We start from the raw sequence: 22784 nt of genomic DNA, 5'->3' as shown, positions 1-22784 counted from the left end.
TATATATTAGAGAACTCTTACGTTTACTGCATTTAACCCTTTGTTTCCTTCTTGTAAATCAAATTCAACTTCGTCACCTTCTCTAATCTCATCGATTAATCCTGAAGCGTGAACGAAATGATCTTTATCAACACCTTCTTCTGTGATGAATCCAAATCCTTTAGTGTCATTGAAAAATTTAACTGTTCCTTTATTCATTTTAATGTAATTTATTGATTATAATAAGTCACAAATATATTTAATAAAATTGAAATAAAAAAATTATAATTCAATTAAATAGAAAATATATTTCCACTCCTATATTTTACCGACTTTGCTGAGGTAAAAACTTTTACAAATTACTTCATCATAAGCTAAAATTAATTCGATTACGATCTGAACCAATAATTGAATAAAACATTTTCCCACTATTCAGAAAACGCTAAGACCAAATTGAACTAGTGGTGAGTAATGAGTAGTGAGTAATGAGTAATGAGTAGTGAGTAGTGTAAATTTTCTTTTTCTGAAATATTAAGTTTACGTAACTAATCAATCAATTTAAAATTCTTTTTTTAAATGTATTGAATTCCAATTTCTCAAAAAGTTTCACGCAAAGAACGCTAATCCTATCTCAAAGGTCACGAAGTTGAATAGCGAATGATCACTTTGAGCTACTTTGCGTTTATTTCTTCGTGCGCTTTGCTTGAAATAAGTCTAAAATTTTAAACAACCTAACCTAGCTCATTAGTTACAAGTCTACATAGACAAATATTAACGAATAAGTAAATTAGCGACTCTCCCTATTTGATTCGCCCTTAAGTTTTACCTTTGAGTATTAATTTATTTAAATAAAAAAGTTGCAACAAATCAAAGCATTTTTAGATAAAATAGTTCCCATATCCGACTTAGATTGGGACTTCTTTACGTCAAAATTACAACCTCGTGTTTTCCCTAAGAAATCGGTTTTTTTAAAAGCAGGAGATATAGAAAACCACATTTCCTTTATCGAATCTGGCGCTGTTCGTTTGTTCATTCCTAAGGAAGACCCAGACAAAGAGATCACCTTTGGTTTTAGTTTCAAAGATGAATTTGTGAGTGCTTACGATTCCTTTTTAACCAGAACTCCTTCTGCTTATCAATTACAAGCCCTTACAGACACAAAGATGTTGAGCATTACATATGCAGATTTGCAGTTGGTCTACAAAAATACGCAACTAGGCAATCTTATAGGGAGGTTAACAGCTGAACGCCTTTATTTGATAAAATCCAAACGCGAGCAGAACTTATTAAATCTCACTGCAGAAGAACGCTATTTGAATCTATTTGAAGAACGCCCAGAACTTTTAAAAGAAATTCCTTTAAAATACATCAGCTCTTATATTGGAGTGACTTCACAGGCTTTAAGCAGAATTAGGAAACGTCTATAAACCTCGTTTTATTGATTTGGGTTCATTGTTTCACAGCTTACATCAAGGTATCTTTGTAAAAAAAAATTATGTTGATAGTTTTATTCGTTGCAATACTGTGGTACGGAGGCTTATTTTTTCAATCCTTCTTTTTACACCGTTACGCAGCACACCAGGTCTTTACGATGTCAAAAACAATGGAACGCATCACCTTTGTGCTTACTTGGATATTTCAAGGCCCAAGCTACTTAAGTGCTTATGGTTACGGTATTATGCACCGCATGCACCATGCTTATACCGATACAGAAAAAGACCCCCACTCTCCGTCTCATGACGCGAACTTATTTGCGATGATGTGGAAAACAAAAACGATTTATCAAGACATTAATCAGCAGCGGGTTGAAGTGGACCAGAAGTTCACCAAAAATGTTCCTCAATGGAAAAAATTTGATCTTTTTGCAAGTTCCAGGGTGTCTCGTTTGCTGTGGGTTTCTGCTTATATTTCGTTTTTCGCTGTCTTTGCAACCACTTGGTGGGAATGGTTATTATTGCCGGTCACCCTTGCAATGGCGCCTATACATGGAGTCATAATCAATTGGTTTGGTCATATCTTTGGTTATGTGAATTATACCGTGAAGAATACTAGTAAAAATCTCTTCCCATTTGATTTTTTAATGATGGGTGAAGGTTATCATAATAATCACCACAAACACGCCAGTAGTCCAAATTTTGGTGTGAAATGGCATGAAATTGATATCACTTATTTGATCATAAGAGTCTTGGATGCCTTTGGATTTATTCAATTGAAACCCATTCCAGTGAGGAGCTAATAGACAAGCAAAAACCCAAGTTTCCCTCCTACACTTCAGCTATGCTCAGTGTAGGTTTTTCAGTTGTGCTAAGAGTAGTATATTAACGGGTTATGTGACTTCCAATTTAAATTGTGTACTTTAATTTAGATTCAAATAAATGTCTAGCCTATACTCCTAGTCGATTAACTCCAACACTTTATTGATGTTTTCTTGACTTGCCAAATTAGTACCTTCAGTCATCGTTGTCGCGACACCACAAACGACGCCCCATTTAAGGATTTCCTCAGAGGAAAGTCCTTGTTGTATAGCATAAACCATTCCCGCAACCATGCTATCTCCAGCTCCTATTGTACTTTTTACTTTAACGGATGGTGCGCTTTTATAAAAAATACCTTCTGAAGACGCTAAAAAAGCGCCTCGAGCACCCATAGAAACAACTACAAGTTTTGCTTTTTTTGAATTTATTAGTTCCATGGCAAAATCTTCCTGCTCATTTTTAGATAAAAATTCTTTACCAGCGAGCTGTGCCAATTCTCTTTGATTGGGTTTTACTAAATAGACATTTTCCTTTAAGGTTTCTATCAAAGCCTGACCTGACGTATCAATAACAACTTTTACATTTTTACCGGCTAGCATTTTTAATAAGGTTGCATATAAGTTTGAAGGTGTTTTTTCGGATAAACTTCCACTTAATACCAAAATAGAATTATCCTTTACTTCATTAGTAAGTTCAGTTTTTATTAATTCTATATCACTAGTATTTAAATCATTCCCAGGCATGCCAAAACGATATTGTAACTCTGTTTTGGTATCAACAATAGATAGGTTTTCTCTTGTCCAGGAATTAACAGCAATCGTTTTTAAATCGATGTTTTCTTTTACCAAAAGTTTTTTTAGATATAACCCTGTATCACCACCTGAGGTGAATATGCACTTGTTTTTAACTTGAAGTGTATGTAATACCCTAGAAATATTAACCCCTCCTCCACCAGCTTGATATTGTATGGAATGGCATTTAAGCTTTTGCTCTGGTACAAATTGATCTACTTGTGCGCTTTTATCTAAGGCAGGATTTAGAGTTAATGTCGTTATATCCATCGGTTTAGAATTATTTTATTTTCTAAGTATTGATTTGTAGGCTTAAAGATCCAATTTACGCTTACAAATCTAAATTAGTTAAAAAACCATTGTTATACCAATTTAATTTTTAACAAGAAAACATAATAAAAGTCAGAAATAATCAAAGAGGATTCTCTCCAAGTAACTCTATAAGAAAGAACTTCATTTAAGTAAGAAAGGCTTAGATACTTTGGGTGCGTGTAGTTAGAACCCATTTGAGCTAAGTGCTTAAAGGCAAAGAGCTTAGTATCCACACTTCGGTTATGCTCAGTGAAGGCTCATCAGGTAAGTTAAATGAAATCTAGGTAAGGCTAGGTTGTCGCTCAAACAGCCTCTTGCTCACGTTTAGACATTCTAAAAGTGTAATTAGGATAGATGGAACGTTTAGCAAAACGGTTAACTTTATTGCTGTTAATCATTTTAATATAAATCGGTTTAGTCACACCAAAATACTCGTAAGTGCCGCCATCCACAAACGTGATTTCCAATAACATTCCTTTATGATGAAAGTCAGCAATACCTGAGTTGATGCTTTGTGTATATTGACCTGCATTCGCTTCAATAGTTTCCGGAGCAATACTGACTAAGAAATGATACCCATCAATAATTCTTCGGCTTTGGATCTCTGCTTCTTCTTGTAAAGCATCTCCCGCTTGGAATTTATCTGGATGCCATTCTTTTACCAAATTGCGATAGGCTTTTTTTAAAGGCTTTAACTCAATGTTTGTCTCAACTCCAAAGAGTTTTTTATACTCACTTATACGCTTCATTACTCATTTTATTTAAGTCTGCAAAATTACGTGTTAATAACGTATGAATTACATCGAATTTCAACTAAAATTAGGGGTGTTTTTAAAATAGTGTTCCTGTAGCATATTAGCCCTTCTTGAAATAATTGGTCACCACTTTCCTATTCCCTGTATCCCTCTGCTTGAAGTTCAAACAGTTCTGCATAAAGTTTAGGTTTAGCTAATAATTCTTCGTGAGTTCCCAGTTCTAAAATACTTCCGTTTTGAAGTACCAAAATGCGATCGGCCATTCGCACGGTTGAAAATCGATGAGAAATGATAATGCTCGTCCGGTCTTTGGTCAAGCCTATAAACCGCTGGAAAACTTCCGACTCTGCCCTGGCATCCAAAGCCGAGGTGGGTTCGTCTAAAATAATAATGGGTGCATCCGACATATACGCTCTGGCCAAAGCGATTTTCTGCCATTGGCCACCAGAAAGTTCTGCCCCTTTTTTAAAACGTCGACCTAAGCCTTGATCGTACCCCATGGGTAAACTTTCAATAACATCATTGGCGAGACTTTGTACTGCAGCGTCTTTTATTTTTTCGCTGTTGTGCTGTTCGTCAATATTCCCCACTGCAATATTAATTTTAGCCGTTAAGTAATACTTCACAAAATCCTGAAAAATCGCTCCCAACATTTTTTGATAGTCTTCTTTTCTATACTCACGAATCGGTACGCCATCCATTAAAATTTGACCACCAGTTGGTTCGTAAAGTCGCAATAAAAGTTTAATCAGAGTTGTCTTTCCTGCTCCATTCTCCCCAACTAAAGCGAGCTTCTCCCCTTTTTTCAAGTCAAACGTCAGTGAGGACAATACCATTTTCTCTGACTGTGGATAGCTAAAGCTCACATTTTCGAACTGTATACTGTGGTTAAATTCTGAAGGTGCTTCTCGATATTGCTCTGGATTATCACTACTAAAGTCCATATCGATAAATTCGAAATAATCCTGGAGATACATGGCGCTTTGGGTGATATTTGAAAAGCGAGAAAATACGGTTTGTAACTGGTTTCTCAACTGACTAAAGGAACCTGCCAAAAAGGTTAAGTCACCAATGGTTACCAAGCCAGCGACTGCTTTTAAAACTATAAACACATAAGCGCCATAATAGGCTAAATCGCCTAAAATGTGAAAAACACCCCCCCATAAACTTTTTTTAATGGAAAGCTTTTTATTGGCTTTATAGTATTTATCGGAAATACGTTTGAAGGTTGAGCTTATAAAATCAGCTAAACCAAACAATTTAATTTCTTTGGCGGTAACATCACTTGCTCCAATCATTCGCATATAGTCAAGCTCACGACGTTCTGGAGTCCAGCTCTTTTGAAGCGAATAACTAGACTGGCTATATTTCAGCTCATTAATAAATGAAGGAATAATAGAGATAACCAGTAACAAAATCAGAATAGGATAAAAATAAATCAATCCAGAGACCAAGGATATAATTGTGATAATATCTTGGATTTGAGCCAAGACGTTAGACATTAAAGACACTCGGCTGGTGGTTTGCTGTCGAGCACGTTCCAGCTTGTCGTAGAACTCGGAATCTTCGAGACTTGCCAGCTCTACTTTTGCAGTTTTTTGAATCAGTTCTATTGACGATGTATTGGAATATAAATCACCCAGAAGTCCATCGGTTAAGGATATAAGCCGATTAAATACGTCACTGAGTATAGCTAAGAGCAATTCTATCCCAATCAACCAATATAGTCTGGTTAAATCTGAAGGATCTAGATCGACTTGCAGAATAACTTCATCTATAATTTCCTTTCCTACCCAAAGTAAAGTAATAGGGATAAGGGATTTAAGCAATCTTAAAAACACATTCCCAATAAATAGACCAGGATGGGTGTGGTAAACTCTACTTAAAAATCGAGGTATAAACCGCAGGGAAGCGAAATCATTTTTATTCTCGGATGCTCTAGCCATATATATATTATCTCTGCAAAGTTAAACGTTTACTGGACTCAAAAGTAATCACAACTAGCCTTCTCTTCGCAACACTTCCAAAGGAGAACTGCGTAAGACGGTTTGAATATTACTTAAGCCAATCACTAAAACCAAAAGGGTAATACCTGGTAAAAAGACTAAAAATGGAATCAAGGAAGGCACAAAGGGCTCTTTGAAAACAAATAGCGCTAAACACAGGCTACTCAATAAGGCCAATAAAATTCCAACTAAACTCCCCAGCAGTCCTAAAAACACATATTCCAAGGCGGTGATTTTTAAGATCTGAGTGTTTTTAGCCCCCAAGGTTCTTAACAAGACACTTTCCTTAATACGTTGGTATTTACTGGTTCGCACAGAACCTATCAAAACGATAATGCCCGTAAGGATACTAAAGAAAGCCATAAAATTGATGATCCAAGAAATCTTATCTAGAATATCTTCCAAAATAATGTAAACCTGTCGCAAATCTATCACCGACACATTAGGGAATTTAGCTACCAAATCTCGCTGTAATTTTGCTGAAGCTTCTTCATCTGGAACAGCGGTGGTAATCACATTAAACTGTGGAGCTTTGTCTAAAACGCCCTTTGGAAATACAATACTAAAATTAAGCTGAATTTGTCCCCAGTCTACTTTACGAATACTACCCACGGTGGTTTCCATTAGCACGCCTTGCACATTAAAAACAATGGCATCGCCAACGCCAACTTTAGCATCTTCAGCAAGGTTATCGGAAATAGAAATCTCCACGGGATCTCCAGACTTTAACTCTGGGGTCCACTCCCCTTCAATAATTTCTTCTGAGCCAATCAACGTATCTCGATAGGTAGTTCTAAACTCGTGGTTCAAAATCCAACTGCGAATCTGGCTGGTTGAATCCTGCCGTATCTCATTCACCAGTTGATCTTTAATTTTTTGCATTCTCATAGTCACCAACGGGATGTTATCAAGAATAGGTAAATCATTGTCGGTAAGTTGTTGTTTTATGGCATCACGTTGATCAGTTTGCACATCTAAAATGATCATGTTGGCAGTTTCCGCAGATTGCTCTATATCGGTTTTATCCAGTAAAATATCTTTCGTAAAATATAAGGTACTGATCAAAAATGTCCCTAAACCAATAGCGACCACTAAAACAACAGTCTGATTATTGGGCCTAAATAAGTTCAAAAGACTTTGTCGAGTGGTAAACCCCAAACGTTTTGGAAAGTAGGTTCTAATGAGTTTCATGCACAACAAAGCAGTCCCGGCTAGAATGGCAAATGTAATTAGCGTAGCACCTACAAAACCTGAGGCATAAAGTACATCCTCGAGTAACCAAAATGAAAATAAAAACAGAAATACAAGTATCCCAGCGAATACAAAAAATCTTGCCTTTTTTGGGCCTTGTGAAGCTTGTTCATTAACACGTAACACTTCTAGCGGCGATACATACCAAGTTCTTAGTAAAGGCAAAAGCGCAAATAACACCGACATAAACAGCCCTAGAAAAACGCCCATAAGTATGGGTTGGAGGGAGATACTTATTTCAACTGTAAACGGAAGAAACTCCTGTAAAATATAGGGGAATAAAACTTGAAGTCCAACGCCTATAAGCGAACCCACCAAACCACCTGCAACCCCGATACCCGCAATTTGTATAAGGAAAATAAGAAAGCTTTGCTTTCTAGACGCTCCCATGCATTTTAAAACGGCGATGGATCTCAGTTTTTCTTTGATATAAATATGAACAGAACTGGCGATCCCAACACAGCCTAAGAGCAAAGCAATAAAGGCTGCCAGGTATAAGAATTTACCCACATTATCATAACGGCTTCCTAAACGTTCGCTGGTACTAGTGTGTGTATCTAAATCGGAATTTTCTGCATCCAACATGGGATCTATTTTCTCCTTAAACTGACTCAAATTTAAAGTATCTGAAGCTTTGTAAAAGAATTGATATTCCTTACGACTGCCAAACTGAAGGAGCTCAGTGCTTTCTACAAACCGATTAGGAATAATTACTGGTGGAGCTACAGAAGTTGAAATCGCCGTAGTCCCAGGAATAGCTTTTAAAGCACCTGCAATAGGAAGAGTAAGTTCTCCTACTTTTATAGAATCTCCAGGTTTAATGTCAAACTGAAGTAATAAAGTCGCATCAACCAAAGCTCCACCTGACTCTTGATAAGTACTTGCTGCTGAGGCAGGTTCGGTATCGATCGTCCCATAAAAAGGAAAGTCTCCTTTTAAAGCACGCACCTTTACCAGTTTGGTGCCCCCACTTTTGGGAAAGGCAATCATCGACACAAAGTTGACTTCCGAAGCATCTGGTTTTAGAGAGTCTATGATCGCTTGAGCACGCTCTGTAGGCTGCTTCCTACTGTCTATAATATAATCGGCGCCCATTAAGGCCTTGGACTGGAGCTCTATATTGTCTTTAAGATTGGTACTGAACAATTGTATGGAAACTACTGCCGCAATACCTAAGATGATAGAGGCCATAAATAAAAGTAGACGCACTCTACTCGCTTTGGCATCACGCCAGGCCATTTTAAAGAGCCATTTTGTAATTTGATTCATAGGGACAAAGATGAATTCACAGCACTTCTGTGCGTTGGTTAGTTAAAATTTGACCGCCTTTCAAACGAAGTATCTGCTGGGTTCGGTTGGCTAACTCTAAATCATGCGAAATAATCACTAGCGTCGTTCCAGCTTCTTTATTCAAATCGAATAATAATTTGATTACTTTTTCTCCAGTTTCCTCATCTAAGTTTCCTGTAGGCTCATCGGCAAATAAAATAGAAGGCGCGTTGGCAAAGGCTCTGGCTAAAGCAACACGCTGTTGTTCACCTCCTGAAAGCTGAGAGGGATAATGATCTGAACGGTCGGCTAAGCCCACTTTCTCCAATAAAGCCATACTCTTTTTGGTTGCGGCTTTATCTCCTTGTAATTCTAAAGGAACACTTACATTCTCAAGAGCGGTAAGGGTTGGTAACAATTGAAAGTTCTGAAAAATAAAACCCACCTCCTTATTCCGTAATTGGGCCCGTTGGTCTTCATTTAAGTGGCTTAAATCCTGACCACATAACTCCACACTCCCCGCGTTTGGGTTATCTAAACCCGCACACAAGCCCAGTAAAGTTGTTTTTCCACTTCCGGAAGGTCCAATAATAGAAAAGGTTTGTCCTTTTTCAACCTCAAAAGAGATGTTTTGCAAGACCGTTAATTCTTTGTGACCACTGGAATAAGTCTTTTCTAACCCAGTAATCTTCAATATCTTTGGCATATAATTTTAATTAAAATGACAGCTTATGTCGAAGGCTCAAAATAAACAAATGAATCTAAACTTACCAACTTCCGCTATGCAGAAACTCTTAAGGCTTTGTTATATTATTCCTTTGGTTTTAATCTTGGGCTGTGGCGGTGATAAAAAGAAGAATCCTAAACAAGAAGAAACAATACCGGAACAAACCGAACCATCCAAACTCACTGAAGCTTCAGAAAATAGTACTGAAACTATTTTATGCTTTGGAGACAGTATTACAGCGGGCTATGGATTGGAGGATAGCAATGATGCTTTTCCTGCTTTATTACAAGAAAAAATTGATTCTTTGGATTTAAATTATGTGGTTGTTAATTCAGGCTTAAGCGGAGAAACGACTGCGGGTGGTAAAAGCCGAATTGACTGGGTCTTGAATCAAGATATCGATATTTTTCTCTTGGAACTAGGAGCAAATGATGGCTTACGAGGAGTCCCTTTATCTGAAACACGTGCTAACCTTCAAGCGATTATAAATACCGTAGAAGAAAAAAGTCCGAACACCAAGATTATTCTCGCTGGTATGCAACTACCGCCAAACATGGGACAAAAGTACACCACCGAATTCAGAGAGCTCTATGCTGAAATAGCCGAGGCTAATGATCTTGCTTTTATTCCTTTTATCTTAAAAGATGTTGGCGGTATTGCAGAACTCAATCAGAGTGACGGCATCCATCCTACGGTTGAAGGTCATAAAATAGTAGCCAATACTGTGTGGGAAGTCTTAAAACCGATGCTGAAGTAATTAGGAATTTTTAATTACCAATTTTAAATTTGTTAGTGTTTGATAATGAATTGAAGTCGAGTATTAAAAACGTTTCACGCAAAGGGCGCTAAGTTTTCGCAAAGGCCGCAAAGAATCTGTTAAAGTTAATTTTCTCCTTTGCGCTTCTTTGTTTTTTTCTCTTTGTCTGCTTTGCGTGAAATAGTAAACTGAATTAAGTGATCCACCCTAACTCATTAGTGACTTAAAGTGAATTCATTATTCCCAATCATTTTTTATTGATAATGAATTGAAGTCGAGTATTAAAAACGTTTCACGCAAAGAGCGCTAAGTTTTCGCAAAGGCCGCAAAGAATCTGTTAAAGTTAATTTTCTCCTTTGCGCTTCTTTGTTTTTTTCTCTTTGCACTTCTTTGTTTGAAATAACAACCTGATTTAAGTGATCCACACTAACTCATTAGTGACTTAAAGTGAATTCATTATTCCTAATCATTTTTTATTGATAATGAATTGAAGTTGCGAATTAAAAAAGCTCTACGCAAAGGGCGCTAAGTTTTTCGCTAAGGCCGCAAAACATTAAGAAAAGGGTAGTTTCTCCTTTGCGCTTCTTTGTTTTTTTCTCTTTGTCTGCTTTGCGTGAAATAGTAAACTGATTTTATATGATTTACCCCAATTTATTAGTCGCTTAAAGTGAGTTCATTATTTCAAATCTTTTTTAATGATAATGTATTGAAGTTCAATTATAAAGAAGTTCCACGAAAAGGGCGCTAAGTTTTTTGCAAAGTCAGCAAAATATTAAGAAAAGGGTAGTTTCTCCTTTGCGCTTCTTTGTGTTTTTCTCTTTGTCTGCTTTGCGTGAAATAGTAAACTGATTTAAGTGATCCACCCTAACTCATTAGTGACTTAAAAGTGAATTCATTATTCCCAATCATTTTTTATAGATAATGAATTGAAGTCGAGTATTAAAAAAGCTCCACGCAAAGGGCGCTAAGTTTTTCGCAAAGGCCGCAAAGAATCTGTTAAAGTTAATTTTCTCCTTTGCGCTTCTTTGCTTTTTCTCTTTGTCTGCTTTGCGTGAAATAACAAACTGATTTAAAATTTACCCTTACTCATTAGTGACTTAAAGTGAGTTCATTATTTCAAATCTTTTTTAATGATAATGAATTGAAGTTGAGTATTAAAAAAGTTCCACGCAAAGGGCGCTAAGTTTTTCGCAAATGCCGCAAAATATGAGTAGATGATAAATTATCCTTTGCGCCTCTTAGCGTTTTTTCTTTGTTTGCTTTGCGTGAAATAGTAAACTGATTTAAGTGATCCACCCTAACTCATTAGTGACTTAAAAATCAATTTAAAATTCAAAATTAACTTTCAAGCACCGTAATCCTCACCTTCTTTTTCTTTAAACGAGAATTGCTTAACTTTTCTACCAATTCATCGGCTAGGCTTAGCGGAATGGCAACAAACGCACAATCTGGTTTGAGCTCGATGTTTCCCAATTGATCTTTGTTAAGACCGCCTTGTTTGAAGAACAATCCTGCAATATCCCCTTTAGAAATTTTATCTTTTCGCCCACCAGAAATAAATAAGGTCTCCCAATATTGGGGCTTTGGTTCTATTTTTTGTGACGATTTTGAAGAGACATCAATACCTTTTACATCTTTAATAAATTCAGGTAAAGACTCCCGTTCCCATTTTAATATATAAGCCGTTCCTTTAGAGTTTACTCTAGCTGTTCTTCCATTTCTATGAATAAACTCTTCTTCATGGCGTGGGAGTTCATAATGAATAATGAATTTCAGTTCTGGAATATCGATACCTCTTGCAGCCAAATCTGTAGCCACTAAGATCTGTGAGCTCCCATTTCTGAATTTTATCAAAGCCCGTTCCCTATCCTTTTGTTCCATCACACCAGAAAAACAGGCATGGCTGATGTTTTGTCGATTTAAATAAGCACTCACTTCGTTGATGCTATCTCTTAAATTACAAAACACAATTCCAGGCGCATTGCCAAGATGATGTACCAAATCTACCAGTGTTTTCAACTTATTCTGACTTGGTGAAACCACCGTTTTAATAGTTAACTTAGATGGTGTTTTTTTATCCAAATAGTTAACAATGCTAGGCTTATCCAATCTTACAAAACCAGGAATAGAAATACCTTGTGTTGCAGAGGTTAACACCCGTTTGTTAAGGTTGGGCAACTGACTAATAATAGCCTTCATCTCTTCCTCAAAACCGACTTCTAAAGATTTATCGAACTCATCTAAAATAAGAGTTTGAATGCTAGTTTTGGAAAAACGCTCACTATTGAAATGATCTAGGATTCTACCTGGGGTTCCGATTAGAATAGCAGGGTTATGTTTGATTTCAATTTTGTCTTTGGAGACAGGTCTGCCCCCGTATACCGCATTGACTTTATAACCAGATCCCATCGAACGAATCACTTGCTCAATTTGAATCGCCAATTCTCTTGACGGCACTAGTATTAAGGCTTGGACATCTGGAGATTCAGGGTCTAAAATAGTTAATAAGGGCAATGAAAATGCCAAGGTTTTACCAGTTCCTGTTGGTGATAATAGAATGGTATTAGTGGTGTTTTCAATTAAAGGAATCGCTTCCTCCTGCATAGGGTTCAAAACTTGGATATTTAATTTTTGCAAAATATCCTCTTGTGATTTTATATGATTTGCCATAGTGCTTATTTCTTTTTAGAACGGTCAAACGTTGAGTGCTCAGTACTGGACTGAGCCAAGTGATGTGCTAGTACTTTATCGACGAGTTCTTCTTTGGTTAAATGATGGAATACCGTTTTGATCTTCGTTTTAAACTCTTCAGAGACCTCTCGATTTGGTTTGGTTTTAAATATTTTTTTAGCCCATAATAACGCATTGTTTTCTTCTATGCTTTGGGCATCTGCTTTTTTGAATTTATTAAATATAATGCCCAATTCATTTTCAAAATCAGCAATCTCTGTAATTTCTTCGTGTTGTAAAATCGTTAATGAAAGTCCCTTTGCTCCAGCTCTAGCCGTACGTCCGCTTCTATGGACATAAGCTTCATAAGTATCGGGCAAATGATAATTGACGACATAGGACACTTCTTTAACATCAATACCACGCGCAGCTAAATCGGTTGCCACTAAAATATCGATATGACCTTCTCTAAATTGACCCATAATACGGTCCCGAATGCCTTGAGTTAAGCTACCGTGTATAGCTCCTGAAGAGAATTTATTGATGGCCAATTTCTTAGCTAGCTTATTCACTGCCGCTTTGGTTTTACAAAATATAATACCACGCTCACCTCCTTTAGAATTTAGAAAGTGTAATAAGACATCTAGTTTTTCAATCGGTTCTACAACCACATAATGATGGTCGATCCCCTGATGTCCAAGAGTGGTTGTATCCACTTCTATGGTAACAAGGTCTTTCGACATATAATTCTGCACCAATTGTTTAACCGTCCCAGGCATAGTTGCCGTAAATAATAGCGTTCTTCTGGTCTTTGGTATGGCTTTTATAATGGTATCAACTTCAGATTTTAGGGCGCTTAGCATTTCATCAGCCTCGTCTAGCACAACATATTTTAAATGCTTTAAATCAATGGCCTCCCGGTTCATGAGATCAAGCAATCGTCCAGGTGTAGCTACCACAAGATGGGTTGTGCTGTTTAGCTTCTCGATTTGAGGTTTTATGGGCGTCCCACCACATAAGGAGGCGATATGTATCTGGTCAATATGACTAGCAAAAGAGATGAGATTATTATAAATCTGTTGACCTAATTCTCTAGTAGGCGCTAGGATAAGCGTCTGTATAGCTGTGTTTTCAGTATCTATCAATTGTAATAAAGGCAAGCCAAAAGCAGCGGTTTTTCCTGATCCTGTTTTTGATAAAACAACTAGATCTTCGCTTTGATTTAGGACAATGGGAATGGTCTTTTCTTGGACTTCAGTAGGAACAGAAATCTGTAAGTCGACTAAACTTTGTTGTAAGTACTCATTTATCCCTAAATCTAAAAACTGTTTTGACATAAAAAATATTTTTGCAAAGGTAACCTTTTATAAGCCCAAAAAAGCCCCAGTTCAAATTTTGAACTGGGGCTTTAGCTCTATAGGGTGTGATGTTCTACACGTTAAATCTAAAATTCATAATATCACCGTCCTTGACGATGTACTCCTTACCTTCAACGCTAAGTTTACCAGCATCTCTTATTTTTGCTTCACTGCCAAAGTGCACAAAATCATCAAATTTGATAACCTCTGCTCGAATAAAGCCATGCTCAAAGTCTGAGTGTATCACTCCAGCTGCTTGTGGTGCCGTTGCTCCTACCTTTACTGTCCATGCTCTCACTTCTTTTTTACCAACGGTAAAATAAGTTTGTTGATTTAACAATCTATAAGCCGAGCGGATCAATTTTCCTGCACCTGCTTCTTCTAAACCAATATCTTCAAGGAAAAGCTTACGCTCCTCATAGTCCTCCAATTCTGCAATATCAGCTTCAATACCGACGGCAAGAACCAAAACCTCAGCATTTTCATCAGTTACCGATGCCATCACACGATCTACGTGCGCATTGCCATTCACGGCAGAGCCTTCATCAACATTACAGACATACATCACAGGTTTATCGGTAATGAGCTGCATGGGCTTTACAATATCCTCGCGATCTTCTTCAGAAATCTCCAGAGCTCTTACCGACTTGCCAGTTTCCAAACCGGTCTTTAATTTTTCTAGAACGGACATTTCTCGTTGTGCCTCTTTGTTTCCCGTTTTGGCAGCGCGCCTGGTTTTTTCTAGCTTTTTATCAACAGCCTCTAAGTCTTTAAGCTGCAATTCGATATCTATGGTTTCCTTATCGCGAATAGGATCTATATTCCCATCAACGTGTATAATATTATCATCATCAAAACATCTCAACACATGCAAAATCGCATCAGTTTCTCGTATGTTTCCCAAAAATTGGTTGCCTAGGCCTTCGCCTTTACTCGCGCCTTTTACCAAACCTGCAATGTCTACAATCTCAACCGTTGCTGGTACGACGCGCTGTGGATCGACTAGTGATTCCAGTTGCTCAAGACGAGGATCTGGAACATTCACCACGCCAATATTAGGTTCTATCGTACAAAACGGAAAATTAGCGCTCTGCGCTTTCGCATTGGACAGCGAGTTAAATAAAGTGGATTTTCCTACGTTGGGTAAGCCTACAATTCCTGCTTTCATAAAAGTAAATCTTCAAATTTCAAGTTTGCAAAGATAAGGTTTTTTTGCGCGTTGCCTCCCTATGCGGGATATCAAATTTATAGAGAAATCTATGTCTTTTTTAGGTTGATTTTGTGTCTGCTCCACTTGGAAATTTTTACCAGTTAGTTTAATTCTTTTGCGTTCACTTCTAGCCGTTTGCCAAAGGTGAAGGAATTGCTGAAGGTTTTGCGTTAGCTTTTGGATTAAACATAGTTTCACTCTAGCCTTTTTAGAATTTTAACCAAAACAATTTTCAACTGAGATAAATCAAAAAAATTATGTAAATTTGTATCCATTAGGATACAATTCGTGTTCTTTATTGAAAAAACATCTGAATTTGATAAATGGTTAAGAAAGCTAAAGGATTTGAGAGCCAAGGCTAAAATTCTGTTCAGAATTCAGAAAATTGAAAGTGAAGGTTACTTTGGTGATTATAAACCTGTAGGTAAAGTAATTAAAGAGTTCCGTATAAATTTTTCAAAAGCTTATAGGGTATATTTTAAAGAAAAGAATGGATAAATAATTATTTTACTAATTGGTGGAGACAAGTCATCCCAACAAGAAGACCTTATGAAAGCTCAAGAAATATGAAAAAATTAGACAATTAAATAGCATGGAAAGTACAAGATTTGATATAGCAGATTATTTAGACAGTAAAGAAATGATTGCAGAATATCTCAATACGGTTTTAGAAGAAGGAGATCATGCAGATATGATTATTGCCATCGGACATATTGCAAAAGCAATTGGAATGACCAAAATATCTAAAGAAACAGGGCTAAGTAGGCCTAGCTTATACAAGGCTTTGTCCGATGGTGCCAAACCTCAATTTGGAACAATAATGAAAGTTTTGAAGGCTATTGGTGGGCAGATCCGAGTAAATCCAATTTCTTCCTAAAAAAAAGAATTTTATTAAGCTGTTTTTTCTAGAAACAACTCAAAGAACTTCTTTTTCTAATTTGCTTTTCATCAGTGGTCTATTGCATTATTTTTCGTTTAAATGCATTTATTTTACTTCAAAAATAAGATTTTTCTCTTTTTAGCCTCTATATCGTTTTTCGAATAATTACACTATTTTAATGTTTAACGTAGTTTTTTAAAAGCTCACCTTTATCATTAGGATATACAAAACTTTTGATCCATTTACCACCTTCTATCATAAGCTAACCATCTACCTTCAAATGCGATTCCTCATCACCAACCTTCACTTCTATAATACTCCCTAGATTGGTCGTATAGGCTTGAGATAAATGCTCTCTGCGCATTTTCCATACCTTTCCTAAATCTTGACTTCCAAAACGCACCGCTCCTGTTCCGTAGGCGCCGTTCAGCCTATCTATTTTTTGCATCAATTGCTTGTGTTTGGGATTCTCTGCCGTAAAAAAAGCTAACTGACGTTGGTCTTCAGGAACCAAGCCCATAACAATAACACCTGCCTTTTTGTAGTAATAATCGGGCTGGTAAATTTTTTTGAGCCCCTCTACGGCAAACTTAATCAAATCTATACTAGAATTCGTAGGATAGCCTGTTTGCACCACAATGCTGTTTTGATACTGCGGTAGATCCTGCCGGAATTTATTGGTTTTTAAAAACACATAGACCATCTGGCAGCAACTCCCCTGCCGGCGGAGTTTCTCTGCCGATTTGATGGCAAAACTACTCACGCGCTCCTGGATATAGTCGAACTCTTTATACTGCTTATCGAAAGACCGCGTAGTCGCAATGGCTTTTTTATGAGCAGGTGTTTCCAGTTCCAGAGTCCGTCGACCTTGGAGTTCGTTCTTAAGGCGTAAGCCTACCACACTCATTTGCTTTCTCACCCACTCGTCTGGTAATTCAGAAAAGGCATAAGCGGTATGAATGTTATGTTTTTTTAGTCGTAACGCATGCTGCCGCCCTATGCCCCATACATCTTCTATCTTCAACCATTTTAAAGCTTTTATTCTGGCAGCATCGTCCTTCATAATAAACACACCTTTGGTCTGTTCCGGGAATTTTTTGGCAATTCTGTTGGCGACTTTACTCAAGGCCTTGGTTGGCGCAAGGCCTATGCTTATGGGAATTCCTGTTCCTTTTTCCACCACATATTTTATCTTTTCGCAATAGGCCCGCATATCGTAATTGTCAAAGCCACTAAATTCTAAAAAAGACTCATCGATACTATAGATTTCCACATCTGGGGTAAAGTTGCTTAAGATGTTCATCACCCGTGAACTCATATCCCCATAAAGCGCATAATTGGATGAAAAGACTTGAATATTATGCTGCTTAAATATTTTTTCAAACTTATAGGTGGGAGCGCCCATCGGGATGCCCAAAGCTTTTGCTTCGTTGCTTCTCGCGATAACACAGCCATCGTTGTTGGATAAAATCACCACAGGCTTATCACGCAGATTGGGGTTGAACACACGCTCACAAGAGGCATAGAAATTATTACAGTCGACTAGTCCAAACATTACTCTACGTTTTTAATCACAGTTGTCACCATACCCCAAATTACAAACTCGTTATCGGCAGTAAGCTTTATAGGCGGATACTCTTCGTTTTCTGGGATGAGCCAAACGGTATCTTTTTCTTTTTTGATGCGCTTTACAGTGAATTCTCCATCGACAAAACACACCGCTATCTTATTATTTTCAGGCTCTAAGCTTTTATCAATAATAAGCAAATCTCCATCGTTGAGCCCTGCTCCTACCATACTTCGTCCTCGGACGCGGGCATAAAAAGTGGAGTTAGGGTTTTTAATGAACTCCCGATTCAGATCGATTTTGATGTCCAAGAAATCATCTGCAGGACTGGGAAATCCTGCACTAATTCCCTGGTTTACAAAGGGTAAATCCAGATTTCTGGAGAGATCTGGTGGAAAAATTTCAAGGGCAGGCTGCCCGTGGTGGTGGACCACATGTAACATAGGCTTTTTCTACAAATTTAGGATATATTCCGAATATTTGGAATATATCCGCCTTAATTAACGTTTGTCAACTTTATAAAGACTTATGAGCAATTTCAAGTCAAAATAAAACATTGATAATCAGACGATAAACTATTTTATACTTATGCTATCCATAATTTTCTGGTGCTTTGTTTGCCTCATGCAAATGGTTTACCTCGCTGTGCTTGTGGACAGTTGAAGTTTTGTTCAAAATAGGTTTAGCATGTTAAGAGCAAAGGACTTTTTAACTATCCTATCCATTCAGGGAGATGATAATTTTCACAAAAGACCTTTAGACTATTTTATTGACTTAAAACTAAAAGGCATTAAACATCAATTAGACCCCTATATACCTCTTTTTTCAATTTTTAGTTCATGGATTATTCAGGGTAAACTATTTTATGAAAAAATCTGAAAACGTATTCAATTTCACTTACTTTTAAATATCCTTTATAAAAAACTCATGCATAAAAAATACCATATCACTTTAGGATTATTTTTCCTTTTCAGTTTACCGTCCAAAGCGCAACAATTTATTGAAAGTTGGGATGGCACACCCAACTTAGAGCGACACCAAGTTACCTTCAATTTTTTTGTTCCAGGAATACGATATGAATTAGGCTTGTTTAAGAATGTTAGTGTTTCAACTAGTTTTTCTCCCGGACTCGCCTATTACCAAGAAGGATATACTTTTGGGTTCGTCTGGCACACTCGAGTGAGGTATTATCATAATTTTAAAACGCGCTATGATATGAATAAAAAAGTAATAGGTAATTCTGCTAATTACATCGCCCCAGCAAGAAGTGTATTTTGGCAACCTTTACAAATTAGCAATAACTTGGATGGGCAGAAAAATTTCTCGCTTGCTTTTTTTGGTTTATTGTACGGGTTACAAAGAACCAACGAAAAGGGATTTAATACAACCTTAGAATTTGGATTTGGCTATTACGATGGTTTTGGTGTCCCTAGTGGTTATGGACCTTTATTCAATTTTACGTTTGGTTGGGTAGCCACGAATAGAAAGTCTAGGAAAACAGTTGGTGAACCCGTTTTATTAGATTAAATATTGATTATTAGACAATTGGATTAGCTATTTTCTAGAATAGCTTCACTTCGCTTGCGTATATCTTCTAGATCATGGCTTTCTTCAAAAGAGTTTTCAGCTACTTTCATGATCATCTCGACATGCTCTCTCACTGCTTTTTTATGAATGCTGTGATGTGTGTAGTTATAAATAGTGATCATCGCTTCCATAAGCCGAATCACTACAGAAGGACTTCCTTTTGAAAATTGACGAATTTGTAAAAAAGCGGCATCCAGAGCACCTTGATAAGTTAAAGGCTCATGTACATACCTAAGTTGGTCCTCCTCATCGAACTTGTATTTGGAAGGAAATTTCACTTCAGTGAGATAACATAAAGTGGAGGTAAGATTATCGATACAACTGATGGCTGTAAAGGGATCATTGATTCCCGGAGAGAGGGCTCTACAAGCAATTTCTACCATTTGATGGATAGAATGTTCAGCATCTCGTTGTGTCGTTCTCGAGTTACCAAGAATCATATGATCTTCGAAATTAATAACAGACTCCTCGGTAAATTCTGTTTTGGAATAGAGAGTGATGATGGGTTGATTCTTAACAATGTAGCTCCCTATACGGTGGAGTGTAACGATAATGTACTCATGTTTTTTGGCTACTTTAAAGAGAGATTCGTTATAGAGGTATTGCAAGTATCCACTTTTGGGGGACTTTAATTCTTTTGAATGGGGGAATTCCTTGGTGTAGTGGTCTAAGCTTTCAGTATTAGAAGTTCCTGTAGGATTTTCCTCATCAAGTTCTTCAGAAAAAATAGATTCTATGTTTTTCATTAGAGATGAAGAAATATCAGAAATGACTTTACTGGCTTGAATGCTGATGGAAATATGGTGTATAAAAACAATGAGCAGAATAATATTGCCAATGGCAGCCAAAATAGCGACTAGAATAGATAAGGTAGGAATAAAGACTTCATTGTCGTTATCTTTAACAACATTCAATATGATAAGACAATAGACATAAATGGAAACATAGGTACCTAAAACCACTTGATTAAGGCGCTCGTGCATAAAGTTTTTTAGTAATCGAGAACCAAATTGAGAAGAAGCCAAGGTTAAAGCAACCAGAGTAATGGAGAAGACTGTTCCGGCAACGCCTATCATGGCGCCAGAAATTGTAGACAGAACACTTCTGGCAGAGTCCGCACTTTCTGTGAGTATATTTCTGAGTATGCCCATAGATTCAATATCCACAGTTCTGTCGAAATAGATGAGCATAGAGGCTAATCCGATGGAAAATAAGATAATAAGAATGGGAATAAACCAAAAGCTTCCCATAAGCTCCTCCCATAAAAACCTTAATTTACCCATAAATTCTAAAATTTAAATTCTAAATGTAAAGTTTTTGATTCATACTAAAACCTAAGCCTTTGTAGATTTTAATTAAACTAGTCTAGTTTAAAGATAAAAAAAGACCAACATTTTGTATTGATCTTTTTACTCAAAGAGTTATATCAGATTAACAAGCAGCTTGTTCTACTCATATCGGTTGATTTTTGCTCCAATAGCTTTAAGCCTGCCGTCGATATCTTCATATCCTCGATCGATCTGTTCTATGTTGTGGATAGTGGAGGTGCCTTTTGCAGACAAAGCCGCAATTAAAAGGGAAATACCAGCTCTTATATCTGGGCTGGTCATCGTTGTCGCTTTGAGTTCTGATTCAAAATCGTGACCTATAACTGTCGCCCGGTGAGGATCACAAAGAATGATCTTAGCACCCATATCGATTAATTTATCAACGAAAAAAAGTCGACTTTCAAACATTTTTTGATGAATTAACACACTCCCTCTAGCTTGAGTGGCTACTACCAAAATGATACTGAGCAAATCTGGTGTAAATCCTGGCCATGGCGAATCACTAATGTTCATGATAGACCCATCTATAAATGAAGCGACTTCATAACCGTTCGTATGCGCAGGAATATAGATATCGTCTCCTCTTTTTTCTAATTGAATTCCTAGCTTTTTAAAGGTGACGGGGATAATACCTAAGTTATCCCAGCTCACATTTTTGATAGTGATTTCACTCTTGGTCATCGCAGCCAAACCAATCCAAGATCCAATTTCAATCATATCTGGTAAAACGCGATGCGTACATCCCGATAAACTTTCAACGCCTTCAATTTTTAATAAGTTGGAACCAATGCCTTCAATTTTTGCGCCCATAGACACCAACATTTTACACAATTGTTGAATGTAAGGTTCACAAGCAGCATTATAGATACTTGTTTTACCTTTGGCAAGAACAGCCGCCATCAAAATATTGGCGGTTCCAGTTACCGAAGCTTCTTCCAAGAGCATGTCGGCTCCCTTCAAGCCTTTTGGGGCCTCTACTCCATAAAAGCGTTCTTCTTTGTTGTATCTAAATGTTGCACCGAGTTCTATAAATCCACCAAAGTGGGTATCCAAACGTCGTCTTCCAATTTTATCACCTCCTGGTCTTGGTATATATCCTTTCCCGAATCGGCCTAAAAGTGGTCCAACAATCATGATCGACCCTCTTAAACTACTGCCTTCTTCCTTGAATTTCTGGCTTTCTAGGTAATCTAAATTCAGTTCATCCGCCCTAAATGAATAACTTCCTTTGCCTAATTTCTGAATTTTCACTCCCAAGTTACCCAATATTTCGATGAGTTTACTTACATCTCTAATATCTGGAATGTTATGGATCTTGATTTCGTCTGAAGTTAATAGGACAGCACAAAGAATTTGTAAAGCTTCATTTTTCGCCCCCTGAGGTTGGATTTCACCTTTAAGTTGGTGTCCTCCTTCGATTTGGAAAGTTGCCATTTAGTATTTGCGTTTTCTATTGCGGTTGTTGTTCTTGAAGTTTTTCTTTTGTGGTTTTGAGCGTTTATTGGCTTGGCGTACCAAAGAATTGGCATCACTAAGCTCTTCGTTATCACTTTTTAAATCGAGTTGACCTTCACTTAAATCCCTCAAATGATCGAAAATAATTTTATCAGACACGGAATCTTTGTTCCAGTTCAAATAACATTTTTTCATGTGATTGGCGATGTTGAACATCAAACCATCTTTCATTTCTCCATCCTCAATTTTAATAGCTTCATCAATCATCCGTTTGATGTTATTACCGTAAAATCTATATTTAGGAAAGTTTTGTGGATATGGCAATGGCTCTGGTCGAGCATATAGCTCCTCTCGAGAAGGCATTGGGAACGGTGACTCTACATCCAACTCAAAGTTACTGATGATAAAAAGTTGATCCCAAAGTTTATGTTGAAAATCTGGAACATCTCTCAAGTGAGGACTCATATTCCCCATCACATCTATTATACCTCTAGCGGTTCTGTTCCGCTTCTCATCATCTTCGATGGTCTTGGCGTATTCTACCATTTTCTGGATATGTCTTCCATATTCTGGTATCTTTAGTTCGTTTCTTTCGGAATTGTACTCTAAGTAAGTTATCAATGGTCT

At 37.2% G+C, this 22784-nt stretch carries 20 protein-coding genes; 6 read left to right on the top strand and 14 right to left on the bottom strand.

The features are described from left to right. Positions 1 to 6 precede the first annotated feature (6 nt). A complete protein-coding gene (locus PGOND44_RS06485; protein WP_003438688.1) occupies positions 7 to 198 on the bottom strand; it encodes a cold-shock protein in 192 nt (63 codons plus the stop codon). A 638-nt stretch (positions 199 to 836) separates the two neighbouring features. Between PGOND44_RS06485 and PGOND44_RS06480 the strand changes: the two genes are divergently transcribed. Together PGOND44_RS06480 and PGOND44_RS06475 are read left to right on the top strand one after the other, a co-directional pair. Then, the gene (locus PGOND44_RS06480; RefSeq protein ID WP_003438684.1) at positions 837 to 1406 is read left to right on the top strand and encodes a Crp/Fnr family transcriptional regulator; all 570 of its coding nucleotides are present in this window, start codon (positions 837 to 839) and stop codon (positions 1404 to 1406) included. Positions 1407 to 1474: 68 nt separating this feature from the next. After that, positions 1475 to 2215 carry an acyl-CoA desaturase gene (locus PGOND44_RS06475; protein ID WP_040555852.1) on the top strand — a complete coding sequence of 247 codons (741 nt, stop codon included), beginning with the start codon at positions 1475 to 1477 and terminating at the stop codon, positions 2213 to 2215. A gap of 156 nt (positions 2216 to 2371) precedes the next feature. On the opposite strand, the gene PGOND44_RS06470 is transcribed toward PGOND44_RS06475, so the two are convergent. From PGOND44_RS06470 to PGOND44_RS06450, 5 genes are all read right to left on the bottom strand, one after another. Beyond that, positions 2372 to 3295, bottom strand: coding sequence for a 1-phosphofructokinase family hexose kinase (locus PGOND44_RS06470; RefSeq protein WP_003438679.1), 924 nt, complete (start codon positions 3293 to 3295; stop codon positions 2372 to 2374). Positions 3296 to 3639: 344 nt separating this feature from the next. Continuing rightward, positions 3640 to 4086: a KTSC domain-containing protein gene (locus PGOND44_RS06465; protein WP_003438677.1), complete on the bottom strand. Its 447-nt coding sequence runs from the start codon at positions 4084 to 4086 to the stop codon at positions 3640 to 3642. 140 nt (positions 4087 to 4226) lie between these two features. After that, positions 4227 to 6038, bottom strand: coding sequence for an ABC transporter ATP-binding protein (locus PGOND44_RS06460; RefSeq protein WP_003438675.1), 1812 nt, complete (start codon positions 6036 to 6038; stop codon positions 4227 to 4229). Between the two features lie 54 nt (positions 6039 to 6092). Beyond that, entirely contained in the window at positions 6093 to 8588 is a 2496-nt protein-coding gene (locus tag PGOND44_RS06455; protein ID WP_003438672.1) for an ABC transporter permease, read from the bottom strand. Positions 8589 to 8634: 46 nt separating this feature from the next. Further along, the gene (locus tag PGOND44_RS06450; protein ID WP_003438669.1) at positions 8635 to 9324 is read right to left on the bottom strand and encodes an ABC transporter ATP-binding protein; all 690 of its coding nucleotides are present in this window, start codon (positions 9322 to 9324) and stop codon (positions 8635 to 8637) included. A 25-nt stretch (positions 9325 to 9349) separates the two neighbouring features. Between PGOND44_RS06450 and PGOND44_RS06445 the strand changes: the two genes are divergently transcribed. Then, a complete protein-coding gene (locus PGOND44_RS06445; RefSeq protein WP_003438665.1) occupies positions 9350 to 10102 on the top strand; it encodes an arylesterase in 753 nt (250 codons plus the stop codon). A gap of 1338 nt (positions 10103 to 11440) precedes the next feature. Here PGOND44_RS06445 and PGOND44_RS06440 read toward each other — a convergent pair. From PGOND44_RS06440 to ychF, 3 genes are all read right to left on the bottom strand, one after another. Further along, positions 11441 to 12772, bottom strand: coding sequence for a DEAD/DEAH box helicase (locus tag PGOND44_RS06440; protein WP_003438662.1), 1332 nt, complete (start codon positions 12770 to 12772; stop codon positions 11441 to 11443). Positions 12773 to 12777: 5 nt separating this feature from the next. Continuing rightward, entirely contained in the window at positions 12778 to 14109 is a 1332-nt protein-coding gene (locus tag PGOND44_RS06435) for a DEAD/DEAH box helicase (protein ID WP_003438659.1), read from the bottom strand. 94 nt (positions 14110 to 14203) lie between these two features. After that, positions 14204 to 15298, bottom strand: a complete 1095-nt coding sequence (gene ychF / locus PGOND44_RS06430; protein WP_003438656.1) for a redox-regulated ATPase YchF — start codon at positions 15296 to 15298, stop codon at positions 14204 to 14206. A gap of 330 nt (positions 15299 to 15628) precedes the next feature. On the opposite strand from ychF, the gene PGOND44_RS06420 reads away from it, so the two are divergent. Together PGOND44_RS06420 and PGOND44_RS06415 are read left to right on the top strand one after the other, a co-directional pair. Beyond that, the gene (locus PGOND44_RS06420) at positions 15629 to 15838 is read left to right on the top strand and encodes a type II toxin-antitoxin system RelE/ParE family toxin (RefSeq protein ID WP_236611968.1); all 210 of its coding nucleotides are present in this window, start codon (positions 15629 to 15631) and stop codon (positions 15836 to 15838) included. A 94-nt stretch (positions 15839 to 15932) separates the two neighbouring features. Further along, positions 15933 to 16217 carry an addiction module antidote protein gene (locus tag PGOND44_RS06415; protein WP_003438650.1) on the top strand — a complete coding sequence of 95 codons (285 nt, stop codon included), beginning with the start codon at positions 15933 to 15935 and terminating at the stop codon, positions 16215 to 16217. A gap of 265 nt (positions 16218 to 16482) precedes the next feature. Here PGOND44_RS06415 and PGOND44_RS06410 read toward each other — a convergent pair whose 3' ends face one another. Both PGOND44_RS06410 and PGOND44_RS06405 read right to left on the bottom strand, forming a co-directional pair. Further along, entirely contained in the window at positions 16483 to 17775 is a 1293-nt protein-coding gene (locus PGOND44_RS06410) for a Y-family DNA polymerase (RefSeq protein WP_003438642.1), read from the bottom strand. Beyond that, positions 17775 to 18230 (bottom strand): LexA family protein, encoded by a 456-nt coding sequence (locus PGOND44_RS06405; protein ID WP_003438638.1) that lies wholly within the window; start codon positions 18228 to 18230, stop codon positions 17775 to 17777. Before PGOND44_RS06405 ends, PGOND44_RS06410 begins: the two co-directional genes overlap by 1 nt. Positions 18231 to 18714: 484 nt before the next feature. On the opposite strand from PGOND44_RS06405, the gene PGOND44_RS06395 reads away from it, so the two are divergent. After that, on the top strand, positions 18715 to 19314 hold the full coding sequence (locus PGOND44_RS06395) for a hypothetical protein (RefSeq protein ID WP_003438632.1): 600 nt from the start codon (positions 18715 to 18717) through the stop codon (positions 19312 to 19314). A 23-nt stretch (positions 19315 to 19337) separates the two neighbouring features. Here PGOND44_RS06395 and PGOND44_RS06390 read toward each other — a convergent pair whose 3' ends face one another. The 3 genes from PGOND44_RS06390 to PGOND44_RS06380 all read right to left on the bottom strand — a co-directional run bounded on the left by PGOND44_RS06390 (position 19338) and on the right by PGOND44_RS06380 (position 22778). Beyond that, the gene (locus PGOND44_RS06390; protein WP_003438629.1) at positions 19338 to 20657 is read right to left on the bottom strand and encodes a DUF2254 domain-containing protein; all 1320 of its coding nucleotides are present in this window, start codon (positions 20655 to 20657) and stop codon (positions 19338 to 19340) included. Positions 20658 to 20822: 165 nt separating this feature from the next. Then, a complete protein-coding gene (gene murA / locus PGOND44_RS06385) occupies positions 20823 to 22136 on the bottom strand; it encodes a UDP-N-acetylglucosamine 1-carboxyvinyltransferase (RefSeq protein WP_003438626.1) in 1314 nt (437 codons plus the stop codon). After that, positions 22137 to 22778 carry a DUF4290 domain-containing protein gene (locus PGOND44_RS06380; protein WP_003438624.1) on the bottom strand — a complete coding sequence of 214 codons (642 nt, stop codon included), beginning with the start codon at positions 22776 to 22778 and terminating at the stop codon, positions 22137 to 22139. It abuts the gene before it with no gap. Between the last annotated feature and the right edge of the window lie 6 nt (positions 22779 to 22784).

This window comes from Psychroflexus gondwanensis ACAM 44 (assembly GCF_000355905.1).
GTDB classification, from domain to species: Bacteria; Bacteroidota; Bacteroidia; order Flavobacteriales; family Flavobacteriaceae; genus Psychroflexus; species Psychroflexus gondwanensis.
The sequence above is the reverse complement of the archived record's forward strand: the minus strand, read 5'-3'. Positions and strand labels throughout refer to the sequence as shown.